The sequence below is a fragment of the Paenibacillus sp. FSL R5-0923 genome, from assembly GCF_038009145.1.
Classification (GTDB): domain Bacteria; phylum Bacillota; class Bacilli; order Paenibacillales; family Paenibacillaceae; genus Paenibacillus_AQ.
The window spans coordinates 884,947-908,384 of record NZ_JBBPAT010000001.1 but is presented as its reverse complement, the minus strand read 5'-3'; the positions used below and the strand labels follow the sequence as shown (position 1 = coordinate 908,384).

Genomic DNA, 23,438 nt, shown 5'->3' with positions numbered 1-23,438 from the left:
ATAAGATGAGTGAGGAGAACAGCCTACAGCACGTAATCGATTCATTAAACGAATGGGTGATTAAATTACCGCAGGAATTCAAGACTATCTAGAACATATGGAGCACCATATTCAAAGGCAAATTTTATAACGCATTACTCATCACCGGAGGACACAACTATGTTAGCCGCACTACTTCACGGAATCGCCTTAGCCTTTGGATTAATTCTTCCGCTTGGCGCACAAAATGTTTTTGTATTTAACCAAGGTGCCTCACAGCCACAGTTTAAAAAAGCCATCCCAGTTATTATTACGGCCGCTTTATGTGACACCCTTCTTATTTTATTAGCCGTGTTAGGTGTTTCCGTTCTTGTGTTTGCCATCCCTGTTCTGCAGACCGCTTTATTTGCTGTGGGACTTGTATTCCTTTTGTATATGGGATGGTCCATCTGGAGAAGCACACCTACCTCTTCATCCCAAGACGCAGCACCTCTATCTTCAAAAAAACAGATCTTATTTGCGATTTCCGTTTCTTTATTAAATCCACACGCGATCATGGATACGATTGGGGTTATCGGCACCAGCTCCCTTAGTTACACTGGCATAGACAAAGTTACATTCGCCGTTTCGACTATCCTTGTTTCTTGGATTTGGTTCTTTGGGCTTGCTGTAGCAGGAAAGACCGTAGGACAAATAGATTCAAGCGGCAAAATCATGCTGATCATTAATAAGATCTCTGCGATTATCATTTGGGTCGTTGCAGCATATATTGCTTACAAGCTTTTTCAGATGTAATAAAAGAAAGTCCATCCCTATAGGGATGGACTTTTGTTAATATCTATACATATTCTTGTCCCTACATTCAGTTCACTATATGAGAGTCATAAGCCGTACACCAAATCGTCGTATAATTAAGTCCAATTTACACCATAATGTACTAGAATTTTGACTTCTTGTTCGGAATGCTGTACATTACAAAGTGGACGAACAATAATCAAACCAAAATACTATAATGTTCGCATTTAGAGGTGTATATAATGAAAAAAGTATTCGATTATGAAGATATTCAGTTAATTCCTGCAAAATGTATTGTAAATAGCCGTTCTGAGTGTGATACAACAGTCACCTTAGGTGGTCATACTTTTAAATTACCTGTGGTACCTGCAAATATGCAAACCATCATAGATGAGAAGATCGCCAGCTTCTTAGCTCAAAATGGCTACTTCTACATTATGCATCGTTTTGAGCCGGAGAAGCGTACGTCTTTCATCAAGGACATGCACACCCGCGGATTAATCGCATCCATTAGTGTCGGAGTCAAAGAAGAAGAATACGATTTCGTTGAACAATTAGCTAACGAACAGTTGATTCCGGAATTCATTACGATCGATATTGCACATGGTCATTCCGAGGCTGTCATTCGAATGATCAAACATATTAAACAATATCTACCTGCTAGTTTCGTTATTGCTGGAAACGTGGGAACTCCTGAAGGCGTTAGAGAATTAGAGAACGCTGGGGCCGACGCTACTAAAGTGGGAATTGGACCAGGGAAAGTATGTATCACGAAGATTAAGACAGGATTCGGAACAGGTGGCTGGCAATTAGCCGCACTGCGCTTGTGTGCCAAGGCTGCAAGTAAGCCTATTATCGCTGACGGAGGTATTCGGACACACGGTGATATCGCCAAGTCCATTAGATTTGGTGCTTCCATGGTCATGATCGGTTCCCTATTTGCTGGGCATGAAGAATCTCCTGGTGATACCATCGAGATCGATGGAAAGCTGTATAAAGAGTACTTCGGCTCCGCTTCTGAATACCAAAAAGGTGAAAAGAAGAATGTTGAGGGCAAAAAAATAGTTGTCGAGCACAAAGGTGCTTTAGCAGAAACCTTGAGAGAGATGGAGCAAGATCTTCAGTCCTCGATTTCTTATGCTGGAGGCAATAAATTAGAAGCTATTCGTAAAGTAGATTATGTTATCGTTAAGAATTCCATTTTTAATGGTGACAAGGTCTATTAATAAGCATAAACGAGAAATATAAGAAAGTATCGTGTGAAACTTATACTTTCTTATATTTTAAAAAAGAGGTGAGTAAGACGACTTAGGTCGTTCTTGCTCACCTTTTTTTAGGTTGTTATGATTTCTGCTATACCACTTTGGGGTAATCATCTAATAGGCTATTAGATTGAACAAGAGAGGATAATCCCTATGCGGCAAGCTATGATTATTATTAACCCCTCATCTGGTAAAGAAGAAGCTGGCGAATATGTCAGATATGCAGAAAGAGTTCTAGCTGATCAAGGCTACTTGGTTACGATTAAGGAGACGGCAAAAGAACTAGATGCAACTCGTTATTGTATCACTGCCTGTGAGGAGTGTTACGATCTAGTCGTCTCCATTGGCGGGGATGGCACGCTTCACGAGACCATTAATGGTCTTATGAATCAGAAACAACACCCAAAGTTAGGTGTAGTCCCTTTAGGAACGGTTAATGATTTTGCCCGCGCGTTACAGATTCCATTGAATCCCGAAATAGCCATTCAAACCCTTGCTTCCTCTAACGTAAAGACAGTAGATATTGGTTGCTTGAATGACCGCTTATTCGGAAATGTTGTTGCTGTAGGTTCAATCGCCGGATCTTTATCCTCCGTTTCAATCGAAGAGAAAACCAAGCTCGGCTCATTGGCATATTTGAAAGAGGGCCTAAAACAACTTACCAGCACTTCCCCCCACCCTCTTGTCATTCATTATGACGAGAAGACATGGCAAGGCGATTCCCCGCTTTTTCTCGCCGTGTTAACCAACTCCGTTGGCGGCTTCGAGAATCTGATACCTGATGCTGCGGTTGACGATGGACTGCTTCACTGTTTTATTATTCAAGACCTCAGTATACTCAATACCATTACAGCCAGTATTTCTTTACTACTTGGCAGCCTTAAGGATCATAAAGACGTTGTCTATTTCACGGCCCAGAATGTGACTGTGAGCTCTCCAGAAGCCGTAAGAACCAATGTGGATGGTGAAGAAGGTCCGATTTTACCCATTACTCTAAGTGTTCTCCCTCGTCATATCCAAGTCATTGTGCCGGAAGTAGACTAACAAATAAAAAGCAGTCCGGAACTCAAAAAGTTCCAGACTGCCATTCATTTATGGATACCCCGTTCCATATCTCCTTCTAATCAAATAACTAAGAAGTAAATTCTATTCCGCTACAATAAACTTTTTACTTAATAACCACATTCCGCCGCTAATCCCTAAGAAATAGATGGGCATCGTCAGTAATGAACCATTATGCAGGGCGCTCATTCCCCATGTCGCCAAACTAACTAATAAGTAATATCCCAAACTGAAGATCGCACCTGCTGTTCCCACAACATCCTGAAAATTGACAAGCGCAAGACTTAGACAATTAGGTAAAGCGATACCGGCCCCCATTAACATGACAAAAAGGGTTATTAGAATGCATACCATCAACATTATATTCGGCAACGAGGCAAGGCTGCTTACGATTGTTAATAGCAAAGCCCCACTGGTCATCACTAAACAGCCGATGTGAATTATTTTTTCTGCGGCATAGAGACTCAATAATCTCTTGGACATCATTGCTCCCACTATCGATGCCAAAGCCACAACAATGCCTAGAAAACCATATACTCCCGGTGAAATGTTAAAGTGTTCAATAAATATAAAGGGTGCTTCCGCATAGTAGCTAAATAAAACTCCATTGATGCCCCCGATCAGTAACCCAAACACTAGTACACGTGGCAATGAGAGCATTCTTTTAACGATAGGTAGAATAGCCACCTTTTTTCTCGCGGAAACATCAGTCGTTTCTGGCAGCTTCCAAAAAGCATACACAAATAACAACACACTCATCATCACTAATGTAAAGAAAACCGCTCGAAAACCAAAAGCTTGATCCACCCATCCGCCAATAAGCGGCCCTACTGCTGGAGTAAAAGCGATCACCGCCGAGATTTGGGCAAACATGGCATGCCGCTTATTCCCGGATACACTCTCCCGAAGAATGGTTTGCGTAATGATAGAGCCAGTTGCTGCTCCAAATGCTTGGATGAAACGGCTGACCAGAAGTAGAGTAATGGATTCCGAGTAAAAACACATCAAGCTTCCAACACCATATACAATGAGGCCACCCAGCATGGCAGGTCTCCGTCCGATGAAATCAGAGAGCCAACCCCAACACAAAACACCTAAAGCAAATCCGATAAAATATATACTTAATGTTAACTGTACAGAACTATTAGAGACCCCAAGTGCTACCGCAATATCCGGCAACGATGGAGTGTAGATCGTCTCACTAATTTGCGGAAAAGCCACAAGAACAATCATTAGCAGTAAAGATGGTGCTGCATATTTTTTCATATTAAATTCGCCCTCCTACAAGCTTATATCCTCGAACAACAACAAGAATATGAGCCTAGCTAGGGAAATGGGGGCATCATTATGGCAAGACGACTATAGATCATCATGTTCGATATTACCTTTCATTGTTAAGTTTTCTTTGTTATATAGGAGGGTTTCAATGATTCAACTAAAATATCATTATATACGGTAATAGAAAAGCTCTCAAACGAAACGCATCGCCTGAGAGCATATTTATGTTATGAGTTTTGTTCCGGTAATCCATTTACAGTTATACCAGCGGCGCTGGACTTCTTTTTATCCTGAGAAGCATGCAGCTTTACCATCACAAATCGTGCAAAAGGTTGGATCACTATACTTTCAGCGATCAGTACAATTAGGAAATTTCTTGGCCAATTCGCTAAGAAGTGATTAAACGTTTCAGAACTCAATCCGTTTCCGATAATGTCTCCAATAAAGGTCATCACAAATGACATTCCTAGTACGGTGAAAAGAATGCGAAATAGAATTTTGGCGTTGAAGCTATCGCTAGGTTGTGTAAATTTAGCTGTCAGCTTTTCTGCGATACGCCCAATAACAACAGGCTCTAAAATCATAACAATGACCCAAATGATCGGAAACACCTTAAGGATCGATAAGGCAACTTCCCCATTGAATTCTCCAACCGCTAAAATGATATTTAATGAAGACATAAACAGAACGGTTAGTGTACAAATAATTGCACCGTATAATGCGCCCTCTTTACCGTTTCTCGGTAATCTTGTTTCTAGATTCATGATGTTCTTCCTTTCAAAATTGTCGGTAATAGTTTCGCAATAGTCTTTAAAGGTGCGGTAGATCGCTGTGTTTGACACAGCATGATCGCACCCTCAATCGAGGTTGTCAGCAATAAAGCAATATCAGAAGCTAGTTCATTCGAGAAACCTTCAGTTGCAAGCTTCGTGTAGTAAATAGTCTGAATGTTCTCATAAAGTGAGTTACATGCTTGGCGGACAGGCTCACTGACCGTAGCCATTTCACTGACAATACTGCTAAATGTATAGCCTGTAAGCTTGCCCTCGGTTTCCAGGTTGTGAATTAACTTATTAAGCATGAATTGTGTGGCCTCTTGTGTAGAAGAATGCTTTTTGAAAATGTCCTCCATATCTATTGTTATTGCTTCCTTTAGGCTTTTTAGACAAGCAATTAATAGCTCTTCTTTTCCATTTGGAAAATGATGATAGAGCGCTCCTTTGGTAACATCACAAGCTTTTAAAATTTCACTAACGCCTACACTCTTATAACCTTTTTGTTGAAAAAGGAGTGTCGCCTTCTCAATCATTAGTGATTTTGTATCCATAATTACGTATTTCCCCCTAACATACCAACCGGTCTGTTTGTAATTATAACAATATAATATCCGTTAATGTAAGTGTTTTTTGCTTTTTTTCAAAAAAGCATTGAAGTTTTCATGAAATACAGCAAAAAAAGACCCTAATCATGTTGTGCCGGAGGAGGCAAAGTTGCCGTCGCACATGGATTAATGTTATCATTCTGATGAAGTTATTTTACTTTAAATATGAAGGAGGAATACCTGATGAAAAAGAGATCCCTAAAATATTTATCTTTTGGTATTGGGTATTCTACTGCTGTTTTTTTCTAGAATTAATGATTGATAGGATAAGTCTGTCAAAAATTAAAACTAAAAAACAGTGGAGATATATAACCTAGCTATCGTTATGTATCTTCTATTTAAAGGAGACTTCATAAAAATGAACTTAAATAATCATGTGATCACAAGATATAATCCAGAAAATATTGCGAAACCCGTTGGTAACTACAGTCATGTAACAAAAATAAGCAGAAACGCTGAAATGTATGTATTTTCTGGTCAAATTGGAATCGATCAAAACAGTAATATCCCTACAGATTTTAATCAACAAGTAACAAATACGATGAGTAATATTGTAGAAGTCCTCTCTTCTCAAAAGCTGACTCCCGATAACGTAATCAAAATCAACATTTGGGCCACAGAAGAAATCGATTGGGATCATTTCTATGGAATTTGGAATAAAGTATTCGGGATGACGCCTCCTTCAATGACCATTGCTTATGTTAAAGGATTAGGTTTACCTGAATTGAAAATCGAATTAGATGTTTGGGCTGCAGGATAAACTATATTAAGCAGGACTAATTTAAAATACTGTACGCAAAACGAGCCTTAGAAGCAATTCTAAAGGCTCGTTTTTGTAATCTGACAGCAAAAAGAGCTCAGTCTCCTGAGCCCTTCAAATACATTTCTATCTTTTTATATCTGAAGAATTGTCCCAACCTTCAACGTTCTCGAGCCCCGGAATGCTGTCTTTATAGAAAACAGGATCCTTCCCTTCACGTTTCTGCTTTTTATAATCCTTCAAGGCGGCAAAGGCCACTTTAGATAATAGCAGGATGGCAATCAAATTCACGATAACCATGAAGCCCATAAATAAGTCGGCCAAATCCCATACCAATTGAACCTTTGCTACGGAACCAAAAATAATCATTGCCAAAACACTGTATCTATAGAATAGTAATACCTTTTTGTTGGAATTCAAAAATTCTATATTGGTTTCACCGTAATAATAATTTCCAATTAACGTGCTGAAAGCAAACAAAAAAATCATAATCGCTAGTGATCCGGATGCCCACGAACCAATATGCTCGCTTAATGCGGCTTGTGTCAGCTTGATTCCGTCCAGCCCTGGCTGCTTATAGGCATCAGACAACAAGATAATGAACGCCGTACTCGAACAAATAAGTAACGTATCTGTGAGTACGCCTAGCACTTGCATTAGCCCTTGCTTCACCGGATGACTCGTAGTTGCCGTTGCCGCAGCATTAGGCGCACTACCCATACCCGCTTCGTTAGAGAACAAACCACGCTTCACGCCCTGTAGAATGACTGCACCAAGAGAGCCACCAGCGACTTGTTCAAATCCGAAGGCACTTTTCACAATGAGTGCGAAAACTCCTGGGAGTTCTGTAATATTAATCAGCATAATAATAAGAGCAGCCCCAATGTAGATTCCTGCCATTACCACTACAATATATTCGGACATTCTTGCGATACGCTTAACACCGCCAAAGATAACCAGTGCAAAGGCAGCAGCCATTACAAGCCCAAGAATGGCCCGATTGGTGCCAAATGAATTCTCAAAGGCCACTGTGACCGTATTCGATTGGACCGCGTTAAATACAAGCCCGAAGGATAATGTAATCAGAACCGCGAATATCGCACCCATCCAGCGCTTGTTCAGGCCTTTCTCCATATAATAGGCAGGCCCACCGCGAAATCCGGTCTTATCCTTCACTTTATATACCTGTGCCAAAGTGCTTTCTATAAAACCGGACGCTGATCCAATAATGGCAATCACCCACATCCAGAAAATAGCCCCTGGACCACCTATGGCAATAGCAATTGCGATTCCCGTTATATTACCTGTCCCTACCCTCGCCGCCATACTAATGCAGAAGGCCTGGAAGGATGAAATACTATCTTTTGACCTTTCATTGGATCCTTTAAGAACCCGAAACATTTCTTTGAACATACCAAACTGTACAAATTTCGATCTTACGGTGAAATAAAGTCCACAAGCAATAAGAAGGATCACCAATATTTTCGACCACAAAAAATCATTTGTTACGCTAATCATACTATCTAAAAATTGTTGCATGTAATTCCGCCTCTCCATTCTGTCGATACCAAGTTGCTAAGCTTATAACACATAGTATTTTCAAATATAACAGTCATTATTTCAAATGCCAATAAAAATTGTAACTTTCATAACATCTCTTGTCAGTGGGTTTCGCATACTTTTCAGAATTCTGGTAGAAAATACTATTCATATCTGAAAAGAGGTGGAGCTTTGCCATATGGATAAGGAAAAAGAAGATATGATTTTAACGGATCGACAAGGTCATCCAATTACAGATAATCAAAATATACGAACGGTAGGAAATCGGGGGCCATCGACGCTCGAAAACTACCACTTTATCGAGAAAATATCTCATTTTGATCGAGAGCGTATTCCGGAACGTGTTGTGCATGCTAGGGGTGCAGGAGCCCACGGGTATTTTGAAGCTTATGGAAAAGTAGGCGATGAACCCGTCTCGAAATATACGCGTGCTAAGCTTTTTCAAGAAGCAGGCAAAAAAACACCTGTATTCGTACGATTCTCAACGGTAGTTCATGGCGTGTACTCTCCGGAGACCTTTCGTGATCCACGTGGCTTCGCCACAAAGTTCTATACAGAGGATGGCAACTGGGACTTGGTCGGCAACAATCTGAAGATTTTCTTTATCCGTGATCCGCTGAAATTTCCTGACATGGTGCATGCTTTCAAGCCAGATCCCGTGACCAATCTGCAAAACCCAGAGCGGATGTTTGATTTCGTATCGAACTCTCCTGAAGCTACTCATATGATTACATTCCTGTTCTCTCCTTGGGGGATTCCAGCCAACTATCGGCAGATGCAGGGGTCTGGAGTTAATACCTATAAATGGGTGAATGAAAACGGCGAAGCCGTCTTAATCAAATACCATTGGGAGCCGCTGAAACATGGCATTAAGAATCTAACTCAGCAAGCCGCTGAGGATATACAAGCCAAAAACGTCAGCCATGCTACGCAGGATCTATATGAGGCTATTGCGCGTAAGGATTACCCTGAATGGGAGCTTTGTGTGCAAATCCTAAGTGACGATGAGCATCCTGAGCTCGATTTTGATCCACTCGATCCTACTAAGCTTTGGGATCATGAACGTTTTCCATTTTTATCTGTAGGGAAGATGGTTCTGGATCGAAACCCAGACAATTATTTTGCCGAGGTCGAACAGGTCGCTTTCGGGACTGGAGTTCTAGTAGACGGTCTGGATTTCTCGGATGACAAGCTGCTGCAAGGCCGGACGTTCTCCTATTCGGATACTCAGCGGCACCGGGTGGGCGCCAACTACATTCAATTACCGATCAATGCTCCAAAGACAAGGGTAGCGACGAATCAGCGGGATGGGCAAATGACTTATCATGTGGATAAGGCGCCTGAGCAAAACCCACATGTAAATTACGAACCTTCCTCGCTTGGTGGGTTAAAGGAGGCAGCTCCTTCTGGCAAAGATCATCAACCGATGTATAATGATCGACTAGTTCGCGACAAAATTAGTCGGACAAATGACTTCGGGCAAGCTGGTGATACCTATCGCAAGTTCGAGGATTGGGAACGGGATGAATTGATTCATAACCTGGTCGATGCCCTAAAAATATGTGCGCCTGTGATTCAAACCAATATGATTGAACATTTTACAAAAGCTGATCCAGACTACGGTCGCCGAGTGGCTGAAGGTCTTGCTCAAGCCAAAGCTGACCACAAGCATCTAGGTACTTCAGAGAATCGAGACGGCGCGGAAATTGCGGAGCAATCCGGTAAACAAACCGATGGCTATTAGAAGTTAAATGAAGGGTTAAGGGACCTGTTATAAGGGTTCTTTAACCTTTTTTTGATTTTAAGAGCTTTCGCTTTGCCATATTCACGTAACATATGAACACTATGATTATTGTGTAGCTAAGATCATAGGAGGAACAAACCGTGCAAAATACAACCATATTAATTACCGGTGGAACCGGATCTTGGGGACGACAACTCGTGAAACGGTTATTGGAAAGAGACCCAAAAGAAATCAGAATATTTTCCCGCAATGAGTCACTTCAAGTAGAACTACAACAGGAATATCATCATAATCCCAAACTAACGTTCATCATCGGTGATATACGTGATAAGCAAGAACTGATGCAAGCTTGCCATCAGGTAGATTATATCTATCATTTAGCGGCCTTGAAGCATGTCCCGATCTGCGAACAACAACCAGACAGTGCGATGAAGACTAACGTACTCGGAACTCAGCATGTGATTCAAGCCGCTATTAAACACGGCGTAAAAAAAGTAGTTTATGTTTCAACCGATAAAGCAGCGCAACCATCGAGCACCTACGGAATGACAAAATCACTCGGTGAAAAGCTAATGGTCCATGCCAATCTCAGACAAACCAAAACTCAGTTTGTATGTGTGAGAAGTGGCAATGTACTTGGCTCAACGGGTAGCGTGGTGCCTATTTTCAAACAAAGTATTGTGGATGGAGTAGACATTTCCCTTACAGATGCTAGAATGACTCGTTTTTTCTTAACCATAGATGATGCAATTACCCTACTCCTTAAAGCAACAGAAGAAAGCAGAGGCGGAGAAGTCTTTGTGACCAAAATGCCTGCTTGCAGCATTAAGGATCTTGCCCAGGTCTTAATTGACGACTTATCAACTAGCACGATCCAAATCAAGGAAACGGGGATACGTCCCGGTGAAAGCTTAAGTGAGGCCCTGATATCGGAATTTGAGAGTGCTTCTTCTATTCATCTGGATGATCACTATTATGTGATTCTCCCCCCTTTTCCTATAGAAGGTTTACAAGAAGCCTATGCCTCTTGCCCGCCTGTGGACTTCCAGAGCTATGATTCGAATCATGTGTTGATGAGCAAACCTGCGATAAAAGAAATGTTACAACAAGGTGGGTTTCTAGCATGAGTACCTCGATCGTATTTACAGGTGGAGGCTCCGCTGGACATGTATCCGGCAACCTCGTGTTGATCCCTAAGTGTTTAGCAGAGGATTGGGACGTCCATTATATAGGCTCCGAACAAGGAATTGAGCGTAAGCTTTTGTCTGACTACAAGGAGGAAGTGACCTACCATCCCATTTCCACAGGGAAATTGAGACGCTATTTCGATTGGAAGAATGTGACCGATGTATTCAAAATCATGAAGGGCATCTTTCAATCTTACCGACTCCTACGAACCATCAAACCAAGTGTGATTTTTTCTAAAGGTGGATTTGTTTCTGTACCGGTCGTGATTGGAGCCAAACTTAACAAAGTGCCCATCATTATTTATGAACCAGACTTAAATCTTGGACTAGCTAATAAAATATCACTTCCGTTTGCCACTCATCTGTGTACAAATTTTCTGGATACTGTAACCAAATCTGCTTCTCTCAAGGCCGTTCATGCGGGACCGCTCTTGAAGGAGCAATTCAAATTAGCTGATAAACAACGTGGTTTAGCCTTTTGCGGATTCACCTCTGCTAAGCCTGTTCTTCTTATTATGGGAGGAAGCCAAGGGGCACACAGCATTAACCAAATGGTGAACAATGTACTCGCTGAGTTGATAAATAAATTTCAAGTGGTTCATATTTGCGGGGAGGGAAAGGTTGATTATCACCTCTCGATGTCAGGCTACAAATCGTATGAATTCATTACAAGCTGTGAGTTGCCGCATTTATTAGCTATGGCGGATGTTGCCGTATCGCGTGCAGGCTCAAATTCTATGATGGAGCTTCTTTCTATGCAAAAGCCAATGTTATTAATTCCTCACACGAATGGTGGCAGCCGCTCTGGTCAACTTGCCCAAGCGCAGTATTTTCAACAAACTGGACTCGCTGAAATGTTACTTGAAGAAGAGATGACTAATCAAACCTTTGTTCATTCGATTATGACGCTATACGAGAACCGCTCTACTTACAAAGATAAGATGAAGCCTTATGAGAACGGCAGAGGAGCCTATAAGGTAATGAACTTAATCAAACAAGTAAGCGGCGAGGATTTAACAATGATCAAGGCAGGTACGGTTTAGATGGGAATGAAGCTAGCGAATTGGTTACTCCTCTGCTTTATCGCTGTCGTCTGTATTTTGGTTTATTTTGGACAAAGGATCCTATAATAAACATCTCTAAATTGTACCGAACATTTTTGGAATGGGTATAATTAAAGCATCTATAATCTTAGGGGGAGAAACTCATGGAGAAACATCCGACGTTAGAAATGTATGACTACAATGTATGGGCTAATCAAACGATCATCCATCGCTTAAAGGAGTTGCCTAAAGACATTTATCATAAGGATATCCAGAGCGGTTTTTCTTCGGTAGCGAAGGTTGTGACGCATATTTATGTCGTGGAGAACATTTGGTTTGACTTGATTTCAGGGCGAACTAGGAATGAAGCTAAAGCATCAGCTGCCCAATTAGAGCCCTTGTTAGCAATAAAAGATATTGAAGAAATGGATGTCCTCTATCGTGAGCTAACCAGCAAAAATAAAATGGTGTTGGCTAGTCAAATAGATAAGGACCCCACCGTTGTGTTAGATCATCCAACTATGGGATCACTTGAGACATCCATTTCCGGTGCTATCTTCCACGTAGTAAACCATGGCAGCTATCACCGTGGGAATATCGGGACTATGCTGCGACAAATGGACCATACCTCAGTGCTGCAGGATTATGTTGCCTATCTTTATAACGAGTCCAAATAATCATCGATCCGTTATCTTTGAGAATTAATTAGCCACAGCTTTGAAATATTGATAGACCTGATTTAGCTTTTTGTCATGTTTACCTTTTGGACTCTCCATATTCCCAAACTCGAAAAACTTCACTTTTTTCATACCGCAATATTGAAATAATGCTTTTCTCATCAGCACCTTATGGGAATTGTTTAACCAATATAAAGGATAAAGGGTTGGCCCCTTCATGCTGGAAATACAAACCACGGACTTCCCTTTCAGCAGCCCTTCGGGGATAAGGCCGCCCTTTTCTCTATAAGCAAAATTAGAGGCAAACATTTGATCAATATACCCGAGCAGCATGGCTGGAGGCCGGCCCCACCAGATCGGATACACAAACACAATTTTGTCTGCCTGACGAATCTGCTCACGATACTTCTCAAACTTGGGATCGATATGCATGTCTCTTCTACGTTTATTTTCGTTAAAGACTAGCACCGGATCAAATTGCTCTTCATATAGATCAAGCACCTCGATGTTCGTGATCTTTCGATTTTCATTACTTCCTTGAATGACTTTATTGAGAAAAGCATAACTTAAACTTTTATGATTCGGATGAGTATAGATGACTAAAACGTTCATTGCTCCACCTCTTTAATTATCATTTGATAACAAAATCGTATCATAACCTTCATTTAGTTGTCAAATGATAATTGTATTATGATAATTATTTTGTTAAAGTTTACACTAAGAGGTGATCGTTATGGACAAAGAAGCGTTTTTTCATAAATTAGTGACCTTTACGACGGCAGTCCATGAAGTAACATTCGACTTAACCAAAGATGTTAGACCGGAAGGTATTACGCCCGTTCAATATAGTATTCTGGAGTATATTGCGGTCAGCCAGCCTGTTACTCTCAGTCAAATTAGTGATTGTAAGAATATCTCTATGCCGAACACGAGCCGTGAGCTCAAGAAATTAACAGAAAAGAATCTTTGCGAAAAGCTGGATGTCGCAGAAGATCGGCGTAAACAAATGATTCGGTTGTCTGACGCTGGACAAGCGATGATGAACAAAGCTTTTGGGCAGATCGGCGAACGTTTCCTGGACCGGATCAAGGATTCTTCTACTGAAGAACTAGAAGAAATCAACCGAGCACTCGATGTGCTTCAGTCCAAGGTGTTTAATAGTGACAATTGAGCAGATTAAAAAACAGAGCAGCTGCCTCCATTATAGGAGAACCGTTGCTCTGTTTTTTTCGGTCGTTTATTTGGCTGATTTATCAGCCCCACATTCAGCTAAATCGCCGAATCCACTATTTCACCAGTCCGCCGATAAAGGACTCAAAATTGTCAGCCAAGCGTGTGATCTTGTATTTGTTATCACGATCAACATGAATAACCTCGGGTTCGCCATCATTTCCAAACTCGCGGTAATCCAGCATGATTACTTCATTCTCAGAAAGACAATCACAAATCACCACACCAACCTCAGGATAACGTCCATTTTCAATCACAGTCCGGCTGCCTGAAGCTCCACACAGCGACTTATTCTTATCTCGTCCAATTCCAAGGATCCCTGAAATCGTAATAAATTCTTCTGTTCCCGGAATTGGGTACCGAGTGTTATGAGGAATTCCCCCATTATGTAGCTTCATCATTTCAACGTAGTATTTTGGCAGCTTAAAAACCAGCTCTTCTTCTACTGAAGCAATCATTGCATCTGTAGGCGATTCAGAGATATATTCTGAGAACGCATACTCGCTGTCATCCCAAAAGTTGGTGGTGTCGATCGCTACTACAGGCTTCTTTGCAGGTTTATTCACAGGCTTTTTCGTAGCTTTCTTAGCCAATTTTCGTTTGATCCATCCCAAAAACTCCAAGGTGTCCTCATCATCAGGCTCTAGCTCGTCTGCAATTGTAAATGCTTTTAAAGCTTCGTCGTACCGCTTCAGATAATAATAGGAAACTCCGATACGGTAATGCCAAAGCGGGTCACCTTCACCCTCTTCTTCAATGCTCAAATACTGCTCTAAAGCTTCTTCATATTGCCCGAGATTATTAAGCGCTCTGCCCAAATGACTAGTTAGAACATAATCTCTTTCCTCTTCAGGAATTTCCGTTATTGCATCCACGATTTCTTGAAATTCATCCTCTTCATGCCAAGTATCCAATTTTTCCAATAGCTCATCACTCATCATTAATACCTCCTAGTAACGATCACTCAAAATACCTATTAGAAATTATACCATTTATAGCCTATGCCCAGCCAATCACGCATTAAAGGCGAAATTCAGTTAAAAAAACAGACCACATAGCTCTTCTGCGGTCTGTTACGTATACACAAATTCATGAGCACCCTTCATTGCTTGTTTTCAATCCTCTGCATGAACTCTTCAACGGCGCTATAGCCAAGCTGCTTCAGATACCAGTTGTTGGCGGCAGCCTCGATCAGGCCGGCTACGTCGCGGCCGGGCTGAAGCTGGATTTCAATATGCGGAATTTGGACGCCAAGATAGTCTGTGAACTTCGGTTCAAGTTCGAGCTCATTATTCAAGGAATTCTCTCGCCAAGGAGACAACTCGATGTCGAGCACAATTCGCGTCTCATCCTGAAAGGCTCTACGCCCGTACTGGCGCACAACGTTAATCAGACCAATACTGCGCAGCGCTAGGAACTCGCGGGTCGTCTCGTTATGTGTGCCGAGAAGAGTTGCTGGTCCCAGCTTCTTCAGCACCACGATATCATCTGCTACAAACCGATGGCCTCTTCTAATGAGCGTATGCGCGGTTTCGCTTTTACCAATCCCCGACTTGCCCCTGAGTAGAACGCCTATGCCGGACACGTTTACACATACCCCATGAATTGAAAGCTCTGGCGCCAGCGCCTTCATCAGATAAGTGTCAATCTTTGCGATAATCTCTGTCGTCGTTTCCTGCGTCCGAAGCAGCGGGATACCTTCTTCTTCGCAGAAAAGAGTTAAATAGGGAATCTCCTGCTGACCTGTCGTCACAATAAAACATGGTGGATGATATTTGACGATATTACCAATATGTAACTTACGCTCTTCAACGCTTAGGGTTAACAGATAGTTGATTTCCTTGCAGCCCAATATTTGTACCCGCTTCGTTGGGAAAAAATCAAAGTAACCCACGAACTCCAGTCCAGGTCTATGCGTCTTTGAACGAGTGATTTCACGATCCATGCAGCTAGCACCTGCGAGCACTTCCAGCTTAAACGTTTCCGTAAGGCTTTGAACGGTAGTCGATTTCAAGGTTGTTCTCCTCCTGTGGCTGCGTATCTTGAATACGCAATACGGTTACCGGGATATATTCAACGACAAATGGGATGATTCCTGCAAAATAAACAAAAGACGTTCAATCACCGTTAAATGATTAAACGCCTTACGAATAGGACCTATTTACTCGTTAATGTAAGTGTTGACTCGGTTTTGAATCAGCTTGCTGACGTCTTCAGCGGATTTCTGACCACTCATATATGAATCAAACTCTTCAATTGCAATTGAAACAACCTTATGATCACTAGATAAATTCCTGCTTGCACCATCTAGAAGCTGATGTAATTCTTGGATTTTGCTTTCTACAGTCTCAGTATCAAACTTCTGTTCTAGAAGAGGTAGTGTTCCCGCTACTGCCTGCTGCTTAGCATCATTAAGCTGTTTCTCCACAGCTCCCTTATGCATCGCAAACCCTTGTACAACTGATGAAGATTGCATTTCCTCGGAAAGCATGAACTTAATAAAGTTCCAAGCTTCATCTTGAACCTTAGATTTGCTGTTAATACCTAAAGTGAAATATGACTTAAATGAAGTTCCACTATATTTTCCATTTACTGTTGGCTTTTGATATATTTTAAGCTTTGGATCAAGGACTTGGGACAGGCCTCCTATTGGATCGAAAAGGTTAGCATTGTTGAACAAGGTTTTGGTATAGTCGTACGTAAAATCATTACTAAGTACGCCCTCATCATACATCGATTTGATTTGCTTCATCATATCTCGAAACAGATCGGAATCGAAATTCGCTTGACCTTGATCAATGAGCTTATCATAATTAGCTTCTATATACTCCGCTAACATTTGAATCGGGAATAGATTAACAAATGCGAAATAATCCTCACCAACTTTTCCCTTAAGCTTCTTGGAAATATCTTTAAACTCATCCCATGTCCATGTCTGATCATCGATTTTAATGTTAGCTTGTTCTAACAACTCTGTATTCCCAGTTAGCGCGTCGATGACAAATGAGAATGGCATTGCATACAAACCATTACCATCTTGGGAGCCCTCAAAAATATTCTGATAGTACTGATTTCGATCAAAGTCAGCATCCTTATCCATCAGATCATAGAAATTAGTCAGCATGTTCTTGGCGACATATTTGTCCTGTGGTAGATCGTTCATTACGATCATGTCCGCCCCTTTGCCAGACATCATCTGTGTGCTCACTGTTTGTATATACTTCTCAACATCGCCCTTTGAGAATGCTTCTCCTGATTGACTCATTCCATCTTCATTCGTTTGGGGTCTAGCTAGATACTCTTTGATATCAATTTGTATATCTGGACGAATTTTTTTGTATTGCTTAACCGCCTCCTCTAAATAAGGAGTTACCGCCATAGTCGCAATCTCAATCTTCTTGCCATCCTGACCTGATTGTTCATTAGATGTTCCTTCTGTACCTGATCCCACGCTGCTGCTAGAGCATCCCGATAATACGACTATCATTGCTAATAAGGTCAATACCCATCTTCTATTCAAATTCATTCATCCCCTTCAATATACTCGGATTCTATTACCTTCTTGTAATGGTTCACTTGATTCAATAATGATCTCATCATCAGGACTTAACCCGCTCACAGCTACAACCTCATCCTCGGTTGAATCACCCGTTACAATATAAGCCTTGCGTGCATTAAACGTATTGCCGAGTGAGCTTTTCTTCTCCTCAATTACAAAGACATAGCTCCCTGTTGTATCTTTATGAACCCATTTCTTTGGTAACACATAACCTTTTTCATTTGACTCCTTCTTTATATCTAGACTGACTTGTTCGCCGCCTTTAATACCATCATCGGAGACAGAAACGACAACCTGATAACTGGATTTATCGGATGAATCTTCTTCACTGCTCTCTTGGGATGCAGCTTTAATCTCTTCAATTACACCGTTAACCAGTGTATTGTCTTTCTGCAATCGAACAGAAACCTTAGATCCAATCTCGAATAATGCCGTATTATCCGACTCGACAGCAAATGAAAATTCGAAGCCCTTACCACTATCCATTAAGGTCAGGATTGTCCCCCCTTGTGAAGCAGCCATGCTATCCTCTGCTGTAATCTTTGTGATTTTGCCATCAAAAGGGGCTGTCAGCGTTTGTTTATCCACTTTTTCTTTACGCAGCTTATTCAATTTTTTTTGCGCCAGTTCAAGATCCATATTATCCAGCTCAAGAGCTCGCTCAGCCTTGGCAATCACTTGCTCATCACCACCTATCAATGCATTGAGCATATCCTCCTCAAGAATCTCCCGATTTAGCTTTTGTTTCTTAAGCGCCGTTTCCTCTTGGTCTATCTGATCATCCTGATCTGAGCTGTCGAATGTCACGAGCTTTTGACCCTTCTTAACCTCAGCATTCTCTTTTACATGAACCTTCACAATTTTAGAGCCAGTCTCATTCAACAAATCCACCTGCTTCCGAGGTGTTAAGACTCCACTCCCTTTAACCTGATGAACTAATGATTTCGAGGTAAGTTTCTCCGTAACTACTTTGGGCAGCGTCATCGTTTCGAGTGTGCTGCTAAAGAAAGTCAAACCAGCCAATATCGCAAAGAATAATACAAACAAAGCAGCCGTTAATCGTTGTCGCTTAGATGTGCTTGTCATCTCATTTCCCCTATCCTTTAATTCCAGAAAGCTCTATGCCCTCAATAAAATACCGTTCCGCCAAAAGAAACAAGAGAATCATAGGCATCATATACAAGACCGCAGCCGCAAAGGATACCCCAAGCGCATCTTCCTGCAGGCGAGATAGAAAAATGGACAAGGGCTGTAAATTGGCATCCTGCAGAAAGATCAGTGGCTGCTCCACCATATTCCAGTAATCTGCAAACAGCAGAACAATTAGCGCTGCCATGCCGGGTTTCACCATAGGCAAGACAATCCTGATAAAGGATCGGAAGTAACCTGCCCCATCCATTTGGGCTGCTTCCATATATGCCGTTGGAATTTGGAGCATAAATTGTCTGAGCAGGAACACACCAAACGCCGCAAATATCCCTGGTAAAATAATGGAGCTTGGACTATTAATCAGCCCTAGCCGATCGGACATGATATAGTTCGGCACAAGCGTGACCTGGAACGGCATGAGCATCGTGATCAGATACACAATAAATAAGGGCTCTCTGCCAGGAAATCGCAGCTTAGCAAATGCAAATGCCGCTAATGTTGCCACCACGACCTGACCTATAATGATTGGAAACACCATAAATACAGAGTTCCAGAACATACGAAGAAATTGCGAGGTTGAAATAAGCACCTTATAAAATTGCTCCAGCGAAACCCAATCTGGAATCAGCTTCAAATTCACAAAATCGTTCATCTGTGTATTACCTAACATGCCGTAATTCAGCATAATTTCCTTCTCCGTCATCAAGGAGCTTACCATTGTGAGCACAACTGGAAATAGCATTACCAGCGCGATTACGGCTAAGAAAATAGTAAGTAGCAGTGTTCTTATCTGTTTCTTGTTCATCTACACCCCTCCCTTTACTCCATAAATGAACGGAACTTATGTTCAACTCGGAAGAGCATCAACACAATGACTAAAATGCAGAGCACCATTAAGAAAGCTGCAGCCGACAGCTTCTGAATATCGAGCGATAAGAACATATTGTTCATATAGTGCTGAAGCATATAGATACTGTCATGAGGATAGTCACCCGCAACTAAATAAATTTCCCGAAATACCTTGAATGAGTTCAGAATCGACATCAGCATCACTAAAAATCCTGTCGGTATTAAATAAATCAAGGTGATCTGGTGCTTACGAGCCCAGCTTGCACCTTCCAGGTTTGCTATCTCATAATATTGATCTGGGATATTTTGCAGTCCAGCCAAGAATAGAACCACATTATAGCCAATGTTTTTCCATACATAGATAAAAATAATGACCCCTTGCGCCCACTCTGATTTCATCCAATCGATCCGCTCAATTCCAATCCACTCTAATGCATGATTGAAAAAACCATTCCAGTCGAATAGGATCTGCCATACGAGCACAATTGACGCTACTGGAACAACCAGTGGCAGTACATAAGAGGTACGCAGCCAATTCCGAAGGTAGACTCGTTTGTTAAGCAGCATGGCAAGAGCAAGTGACAACAGAATAAGGATCGGAACACCAATTATTGTGAACCAGAATGTATTCCCTGCCGCCTTTTGAAAGGACGAGCTAGCTAATAGGCTCTGATAATTGGCAAACGATAACCCTGCCTCACCACTTGGATTCTCAAATGAAAATACAACACTTTGACCAAACGGAATCAAATAAAATAGCGCAAACCCGATCAAACTCGGAGCAAGAAAGCAGAACGCCACAAGAATCTCCTTGCGAGCCAAATATGAAATTCTCACAGCCTCAACCTCCTTTCGAGCTTGTTCCATACAAGCAACATGTTTACCGTACAAATAACTATTCTATAGATCAGCTTCGGTATTAATTTGGAGCAATTGTGGAAAAAGTATGGAAAAGCCCGCTTGAAAGGACAAGTTTGTTAGAATAATAGATGTATTGGTCAGGAGGTCTGTTGATGAAGAACTATCAAATCGCAATCGTTGAAGATGATTGTCATATAAGAGATATCGTTGAGAATTATTTACAGAAGGAAGGCTATAGCACCCTATCGTTAGGTTCAGCAGAAGAAGCGCTCATGTTATGGAACACAGAGCGCCCGGATATGTGGATTCTAGACATCATGCTTCCAGGTATGAATGGCTATGAATTCTGCAAACAAATTCGTAAGGAAGCCGAAGTTCCTATTATTATGATCTCTGCTCGTGATGAGGAAGTAGATAAGATACTTGGACTTGAGCTTGGAAGCGATGATTATTTAACTAAGCCTTTCAGCCCACGTGAGCTGGTCGCACGAGTAAATCGTTTATTCCATCGGCTTAACTGCCTTACAGAAAGATCAGAACAGAGTATAGTCTCTTCTAAATCAAACGACCTCATCATCGATGGGCTTCGTCTAGTATTAGATAGTCGTCTGGTTTACTGGAGGTCTAAAGAAATTGAAATGACGGTGAAGGAATTTTCATTGCTTCATACCTTAGCAGCGCAACCGAATCGAGCTTTTTCTCGCAATGAGTTGTTAACATTAGTGTGGGGGGATGACTATTTCGGTAGCGATCGGGCAATTGACGATTTAGTCAAAAGACTTCGTCGTAAAATGGAAGACCTGCCTCTTGAAACCGTTTGGGGCTATGGTTATCGAATGCGCGTGGATGGAGTGAAGACATAACATGAAACTAATCTATAAGCTTCATTTATCATTTGGAATATTACTGGTATGCGTACTCGTGCTTACAGCTACATTCGTTTATCCTCTACTAATGGACACACTAATCAATAATCAAAGAGAAGAGCTAAGATCACAAGGCAGTGCAATGATGGAGTTGGTCAATTCGTTACCTGTTCAAGACCTAACACCTTCTCAGTCAGCAGCAGCTATCGTACAGCCGGCTCAAGAAATTAATAGATCCGTCGATGCGTTACTCATAGAGCCGAATCGTAATATATTATTTAGTACAATGACTGAAGCGCAGACAAAGACATGGCTACCGCTCATTGAACAGCATTCAAGTCACAATCAGCAGGATTTATGGGAAAATGGACAGGAGAAATATATTGTTGAGACCTTAACTTCTAATCCACAGAATCTTGATCCAACTAGTGCTGTAACCGCAGCCACCCTTGTCTTGTCTACACCGCTAAGCAAAGTAAAATCATATCAATCAGAGCTTTTTACAAGAATGATGTTCATTATGGTGATTGGGGGCACTATTGCCTTTGGCCTAAGTTTATTTATTACCAAACGTCTCGTTACTCCTCTTGAGAAATTAAAGCTTGAGCTCAAAAAAGTTGAAAAACGCCAATTCGATGAGGTGCAGCTCATTCAAACTGGCGGGGAAATTGGTGAGGTAGCCCAAAGTGTCCATCATCTCGCAGGAGAACTTAAACAATACCATCATGCTCAAAGACAATTTTTCCAGAATGCTTCTCATGAACTTAAGACCCCACTAATGACGATTCAAGGTTATGCAGAGGGAATACGAGATGGTATTTTCACCGGGGATCGTGCTGACAATGGTCTTGATGTCATCTCAAGTGAATGTGAACGACTTAAGGGAATTGTTACAGAGATGATCTTGTTAGCCAAGCTTGAAAGTGAAGATGGTATTTTTGATCAAGAAGAAGTGTCAGTAGAACAATTAATCGATAAAACCGCCGATCGAATACGTCCATTAGCTATAAATGAGAGAGTTGACATCAAAGTAAAGTACGAAGTGGATAACCCGAGAAAACTTCATATTCATGGAGATTCGGAAAAACTATTACAAGCAGTACTAAATATTATGAGCAATGCGATCAGGCATGCATCACAAGCCGTGGATATAGAAATTTCGGAGCAGGATGGACAAGTGCAGATCGATGTCATAGATGATGGTCAAGGTATTCCTGATCAATTACTGCCTCAGCTATTTCAGCGTTTTATTAAAGGTAAGAATGGAGAAACGGGACTTGGACTCGCCATTTCACGTGCAATTGTTGAACGGTGCGACGGTACTATATCCGCTCATAACGGAGAGCATGGTGGAGCTATCTTTCGAATGAGTTTTCCTTCAAAATAAATGTCATTCTGATCCTCAAAGACTGTCATCGAATCGAATACGAACTCTTTCTATGATGCCGCCAGACAGCTCTATACTTTGTATGACTTTTTTGGCAAAGAGCCATACTAACCCTCACAGACTATGACTATCCCGAAGGAGAGTACTGATGAGCGAACAACAATGGCTGATTCCAGCAACCAAGGGATTGGGCTTCAAGTTGGACAAAGGGCAGATCGTCCGGGTAACCGATGTAGAAGGAGAGCAGGTAGCAGATTTCGCTGCTTATAACGCCGTTCGCCCTAATGAGCGAATTGACCCTGGTGTGACGATAGATGCTCTAGGCAAGATGAATGTGCTTCCGGGGGACATCCTCTATTCCAACCAATACAGACCACTGCTTACGATTATTAAGGATACTGTGGGCCGCCATGATTTCATTAACTCTGCCTGCCGTCCCGAGATGTATGAGGTGCTGTATAACAAAAAGGAACACGACAGCTGCTACAATAACCTGAATGAGGCGCTGGAGGAGTTTGGCCTGCCCGCTCCCGATCAGCATTATCCGTTTAATCTTTTTATGAATACTGTCATTGATCCTTCTGGAAAAGTCAGCGTGGAGCGACCGCTTTCTAAAGCTGGGGATTATATTGAGTTGCGGGCTGAGATGGATCTGATCATTGCCATATCGGCTTGTCCCTGCTCCGAAAGTGTCTGCAACGGGTATAAATGTACACCGATTGCCGTGGAGATCCTTTAGAGTATGTCGCAAAGAGGTTCGTGCCAAATGGCTCGTCTTCTAACTTACCTACTTCTTGAATAGAATGACT

23 protein-coding genes are annotated in these 23,438 nt (G+C 41.7%); 12 read left to right on the top strand and 11 right to left on the bottom strand.

Going from position 1 to position 23,438, the window contains the following annotated elements:
- The first annotated feature begins 159 nt into the window (after nt 1–159).
- The 3 genes from MKX35_RS04070 to MKX35_RS04060 all read left to right on the top strand — a co-directional run bounded on the left by MKX35_RS04070 (nt 160) and on the right by MKX35_RS04060 (nt 3,080).
- The gene (locus MKX35_RS04070) at nt 160–774 is read left to right on the top strand and encodes a LysE/ArgO family amino acid transporter (protein ID WP_076298045.1); all 615 of its coding nucleotides are present in this window, start codon (nt 160–162) and stop codon (nt 772–774) included.
- A 242-nt stretch (nt 775–1,016) separates the two neighbouring features.
- Entirely contained in the window at nt 1,017–2,000 is a 984-nt protein-coding gene (gene guaC, locus MKX35_RS04065) for a GMP reductase (RefSeq protein ID WP_042192907.1), read from the top strand.
- Nucleotides 2,001–2,189: 189 nt separating this feature from the next.
- Nucleotides 2,190–3,080: a diacylglycerol/lipid kinase family protein gene (locus tag MKX35_RS04060; protein ID WP_076120369.1), complete on the top strand. Its 891-nt coding sequence runs from the start codon at nt 2,190–2,192 to the stop codon at nt 3,078–3,080.
- 102 nt (nt 3,081–3,182) lie between these two features.
- Here the strand turns inward: MKX35_RS04060 and MKX35_RS04055 are convergent, their stop codons facing one another.
- From MKX35_RS04055 to MKX35_RS04045, 3 genes are all read right to left on the bottom strand, one after another.
- A complete protein-coding gene (locus MKX35_RS04055) occupies nt 3,183–4,364 on the bottom strand; it encodes a multidrug effflux MFS transporter (RefSeq protein ID WP_076298046.1) in 1,182 nt (393 codons plus the stop codon).
- 239 nt (nt 4,365–4,603) lie between these two features.
- Nucleotides 4,604–5,140, bottom strand: coding sequence for a DUF2798 domain-containing protein (locus MKX35_RS04050; RefSeq protein WP_076298047.1), 537 nt, complete (start codon nt 5,138–5,140; stop codon nt 4,604–4,606).
- Entirely contained in the window at nt 5,137–5,703 is a 567-nt protein-coding gene (locus tag MKX35_RS04045; RefSeq protein WP_076298048.1) for a TetR/AcrR family transcriptional regulator, read from the bottom strand. The genes MKX35_RS04050 and MKX35_RS04045 overlap by 4 nt, the downstream gene beginning before the upstream one ends.
- A 412-nt stretch (nt 5,704–6,115) precedes the next feature.
- On the opposite strand from MKX35_RS04045, the gene MKX35_RS04040 reads away from it, so the two are divergent.
- Complete coding sequence (locus MKX35_RS04040; RefSeq protein WP_076298049.1) at nt 6,116–6,517, top strand: RidA family protein; 402 nt, start codon at nt 6,116–6,118, stop codon at nt 6,515–6,517.
- Between the two features lie 126 nt (nt 6,518–6,643).
- On the opposite strand, the gene MKX35_RS04035 is transcribed toward MKX35_RS04040, so the two are convergent.
- A complete protein-coding gene (locus MKX35_RS04035) occupies nt 6,644–8,056 on the bottom strand; it encodes an alanine/glycine:cation symporter family protein (RefSeq protein ID WP_076298050.1) in 1,413 nt (470 codons plus the stop codon).
- Between the two features lie 199 nt (nt 8,057–8,255).
- Here MKX35_RS04035 and MKX35_RS04030 point away from each other — a divergent pair, with 199 nt between their 5' ends.
- The 4 genes from MKX35_RS04030 (at nt 8,256) to MKX35_RS04015 (ending at nt 12,728) form a co-directional block, all read left to right on the top strand.
- Complete coding sequence (locus tag MKX35_RS04030; RefSeq protein ID WP_076298051.1) at nt 8,256–9,821, top strand: catalase; 1,566 nt, start codon at nt 8,256–8,258, stop codon at nt 9,819–9,821.
- A gap of 140 nt (nt 9,822–9,961) precedes the next feature.
- On the top strand, nt 9,962–10,948 hold the full coding sequence (locus MKX35_RS04025; RefSeq protein WP_042192925.1) for an SDR family NAD(P)-dependent oxidoreductase: 987 nt from the start codon (nt 9,962–9,964) through the stop codon (nt 10,946–10,948).
- Nucleotides 10,945–12,051, top strand: a complete 1,107-nt coding sequence (locus tag MKX35_RS04020) for an undecaprenyldiphospho-muramoylpentapeptide beta-N-acetylglucosaminyltransferase (protein WP_076298052.1) — start codon at nt 10,945–10,947, stop codon at nt 12,049–12,051. Before MKX35_RS04025 ends, MKX35_RS04020 begins: the two co-directional genes overlap by 4 nt.
- A 164-nt stretch (nt 12,052–12,215) precedes the next feature.
- A complete protein-coding gene (locus MKX35_RS04015; RefSeq protein WP_076298053.1) occupies nt 12,216–12,728 on the top strand; it encodes a DinB family protein in 513 nt (170 codons plus the stop codon).
- Between the two features lie 24 nt (nt 12,729–12,752).
- On the opposite strand, the gene MKX35_RS04010 is transcribed toward MKX35_RS04015, so the two are convergent.
- Nucleotides 12,753–13,340: an NAD(P)H-dependent oxidoreductase gene (locus tag MKX35_RS04010; protein ID WP_042192931.1), complete on the bottom strand. Its 588-nt coding sequence runs from the start codon at nt 13,338–13,340 to the stop codon at nt 12,753–12,755.
- A gap of 121 nt (nt 13,341–13,461) precedes the next feature.
- Between MKX35_RS04010 and MKX35_RS04005 the strand changes: the two genes are divergently transcribed.
- Entirely contained in the window at nt 13,462–13,899 is a 438-nt protein-coding gene (locus MKX35_RS04005) for a MarR family winged helix-turn-helix transcriptional regulator (protein ID WP_076284992.1), read from the top strand.
- A 115-nt stretch (nt 13,900–14,014) separates the two neighbouring features.
- Here the strand turns inward: MKX35_RS04005 and MKX35_RS04000 are convergent, their stop codons facing one another.
- The 6 genes from MKX35_RS04000 to MKX35_RS03975 form a co-directional block, all read right to left on the bottom strand.
- Entirely contained in the window at nt 14,015–14,896 is an 882-nt protein-coding gene (locus MKX35_RS04000) for an SMI1/KNR4 family protein (protein WP_076298054.1), read from the bottom strand.
- 164 nt (nt 14,897–15,060) lie between these two features.
- Nucleotides 15,061–15,972, bottom strand: a complete 912-nt coding sequence (hprK, locus tag MKX35_RS03995) for an HPr(Ser) kinase/phosphatase (protein WP_076298055.1) — start codon at nt 15,970–15,972, stop codon at nt 15,061–15,063.
- A 147-nt stretch (nt 15,973–16,119) separates the two neighbouring features.
- Entirely contained in the window at nt 16,120–17,478 is a 1,359-nt protein-coding gene (locus MKX35_RS03990) for an ABC transporter substrate-binding protein (RefSeq protein WP_179086625.1), read from the bottom strand.
- 15 nt (nt 17,479–17,493) lie between these two features.
- Nucleotides 17,494–18,603, bottom strand: a complete 1,110-nt coding sequence (locus MKX35_RS03985; protein ID WP_076298057.1) for an efflux RND transporter periplasmic adaptor subunit — start codon at nt 18,601–18,603, stop codon at nt 17,494–17,496.
- 10 nt (nt 18,604–18,613) lie between these two features.
- Nucleotides 18,614–19,471, bottom strand: a complete 858-nt coding sequence (locus tag MKX35_RS03980) for a carbohydrate ABC transporter permease (RefSeq protein ID WP_076298058.1) — start codon at nt 19,469–19,471, stop codon at nt 18,614–18,616.
- Nucleotides 19,472–19,485: 14 nt separating this feature from the next.
- Nucleotides 19,486–20,382, bottom strand: coding sequence for a carbohydrate ABC transporter permease (locus MKX35_RS03975; RefSeq protein WP_076284997.1), 897 nt, complete (start codon nt 20,380–20,382; stop codon nt 19,486–19,488).
- A gap of 146 nt (nt 20,383–20,528) precedes the next feature.
- On the opposite strand from MKX35_RS03975, the gene MKX35_RS03970 reads away from it, so the two are divergent.
- The 3 genes from MKX35_RS03970 to MKX35_RS03960 all read left to right on the top strand — a co-directional run bounded on the left by MKX35_RS03970 (nt 20,529) and on the right by MKX35_RS03960 (nt 23,368).
- Nucleotides 20,529–21,239, top strand: coding sequence for a response regulator transcription factor (locus tag MKX35_RS03970; RefSeq protein WP_076298059.1), 711 nt, complete (start codon nt 20,529–20,531; stop codon nt 21,237–21,239).
- Nucleotide 21,240: 1 nt separating this feature from the next.
- Complete coding sequence (locus MKX35_RS03965; RefSeq protein ID WP_076298060.1) at nt 21,241–22,629, top strand: sensor histidine kinase; 1,389 nt, start codon at nt 21,241–21,243, stop codon at nt 22,627–22,629.
- 148 nt (nt 22,630–22,777) lie between these two features.
- The gene (locus tag MKX35_RS03960) at nt 22,778–23,368 is read left to right on the top strand and encodes a DUF1989 domain-containing protein (protein WP_076298061.1); all 591 of its coding nucleotides are present in this window, start codon (nt 22,778–22,780) and stop codon (nt 23,366–23,368) included.
- Nucleotides 23,369–23,438 lie beyond the last annotated feature (70 nt).

What these genes read in the sequence shown, in the direction of transcription:
- MKX35_RS04045 (WP_076298048.1), bottom strand. Translation starts at nt 5,703, where the DNA reads ATGGATACAAAATCACTAATGATTGAGAAGGCGACACTCCTTTTTCAA.
- MKX35_RS04060 (WP_076120369.1), top strand. Translation starts at nt 2,190, where the DNA reads ATGCGGCAAGCTATGATTATTATTAACCCCTCATCTGGTAAAGAAGAA.
- MKX35_RS03985 (WP_076298057.1), bottom strand. Translation starts at nt 18,603, where the DNA reads ATGACAAGCACATCTAAGCGACAACGATTAACGGCTGCTTTGTTTGTA.
- MKX35_RS04050 (WP_076298047.1), bottom strand. Translation starts at nt 5,140, where the DNA reads ATGAATCTAGAAACAAGATTACCGAGAAACGGTAAAGAGGGCGCATTA.
- MKX35_RS04005 (WP_076284992.1), top strand. Translation starts at nt 13,462, where the DNA reads ATGGACAAAGAAGCGTTTTTTCATAAATTAGTGACCTTTACGACGGCA.
- MKX35_RS03975 (WP_076284997.1), bottom strand. Translation starts at nt 20,382, where the DNA reads ATGGAACAAGCTCGAAAGGAGGTTGAGGCTGTGAGAATTTCATATTTG.
- MKX35_RS04055 (WP_076298046.1), bottom strand. Translation starts at nt 4,364, where the DNA reads ATGAAAAAATATGCAGCACCATCTTTACTGCTAATGATTGTTCTTGTG.
- MKX35_RS04000 (WP_076298054.1), bottom strand. Translation starts at nt 14,896, where the DNA reads ATGAGTGATGAGCTATTGGAAAAATTGGATACTTGGCATGAAGAGGAT.
- MKX35_RS03980 (WP_076298058.1), bottom strand. Translation starts at nt 19,471, where the DNA reads ATGAACAAGAAACAGATAAGAACACTGCTACTTACTATTTTCTTAGCC.
- MKX35_RS03970 (WP_076298059.1), top strand. Translation starts at nt 20,529, where the DNA reads ATGAAGAACTATCAAATCGCAATCGTTGAAGATGATTGTCATATAAGA.
- guaC (WP_042192907.1), top strand. Translation starts at nt 1,017, where the DNA reads ATGAAAAAAGTATTCGATTATGAAGATATTCAGTTAATTCCTGCAAAA.
- MKX35_RS03965 (WP_076298060.1), top strand. Translation starts at nt 21,241, where the DNA reads ATGAAACTAATCTATAAGCTTCATTTATCATTTGGAATATTACTGGTA.
- MKX35_RS04035 (WP_076298050.1), bottom strand. Translation starts at nt 8,056, where the DNA reads ATGCAACAATTTTTAGATAGTATGATTAGCGTAACAAATGATTTTTTG.
- MKX35_RS04015 (WP_076298053.1), top strand. Translation starts at nt 12,216, where the DNA reads ATGGAGAAACATCCGACGTTAGAAATGTATGACTACAATGTATGGGCT.
- MKX35_RS04070 (WP_076298045.1), top strand. Translation starts at nt 160, where the DNA reads ATGTTAGCCGCACTACTTCACGGAATCGCCTTAGCCTTTGGATTAATT.
- MKX35_RS04020 (WP_076298052.1), top strand. Translation starts at nt 10,945, where the DNA reads ATGAGTACCTCGATCGTATTTACAGGTGGAGGCTCCGCTGGACATGTA.
- MKX35_RS03960 (WP_076298061.1), top strand. Translation starts at nt 22,778, where the DNA reads ATGAGCGAACAACAATGGCTGATTCCAGCAACCAAGGGATTGGGCTTC.
- MKX35_RS04010 (WP_042192931.1), bottom strand. Translation starts at nt 13,340, where the DNA reads ATGAACGTTTTAGTCATCTATACTCATCCGAATCATAAAAGTTTAAGT.
- MKX35_RS04030 (WP_076298051.1), top strand. Translation starts at nt 8,256, where the DNA reads ATGGATAAGGAAAAAGAAGATATGATTTTAACGGATCGACAAGGTCAT.
- MKX35_RS04040 (WP_076298049.1), top strand. Translation starts at nt 6,116, where the DNA reads ATGAACTTAAATAATCATGTGATCACAAGATATAATCCAGAAAATATT.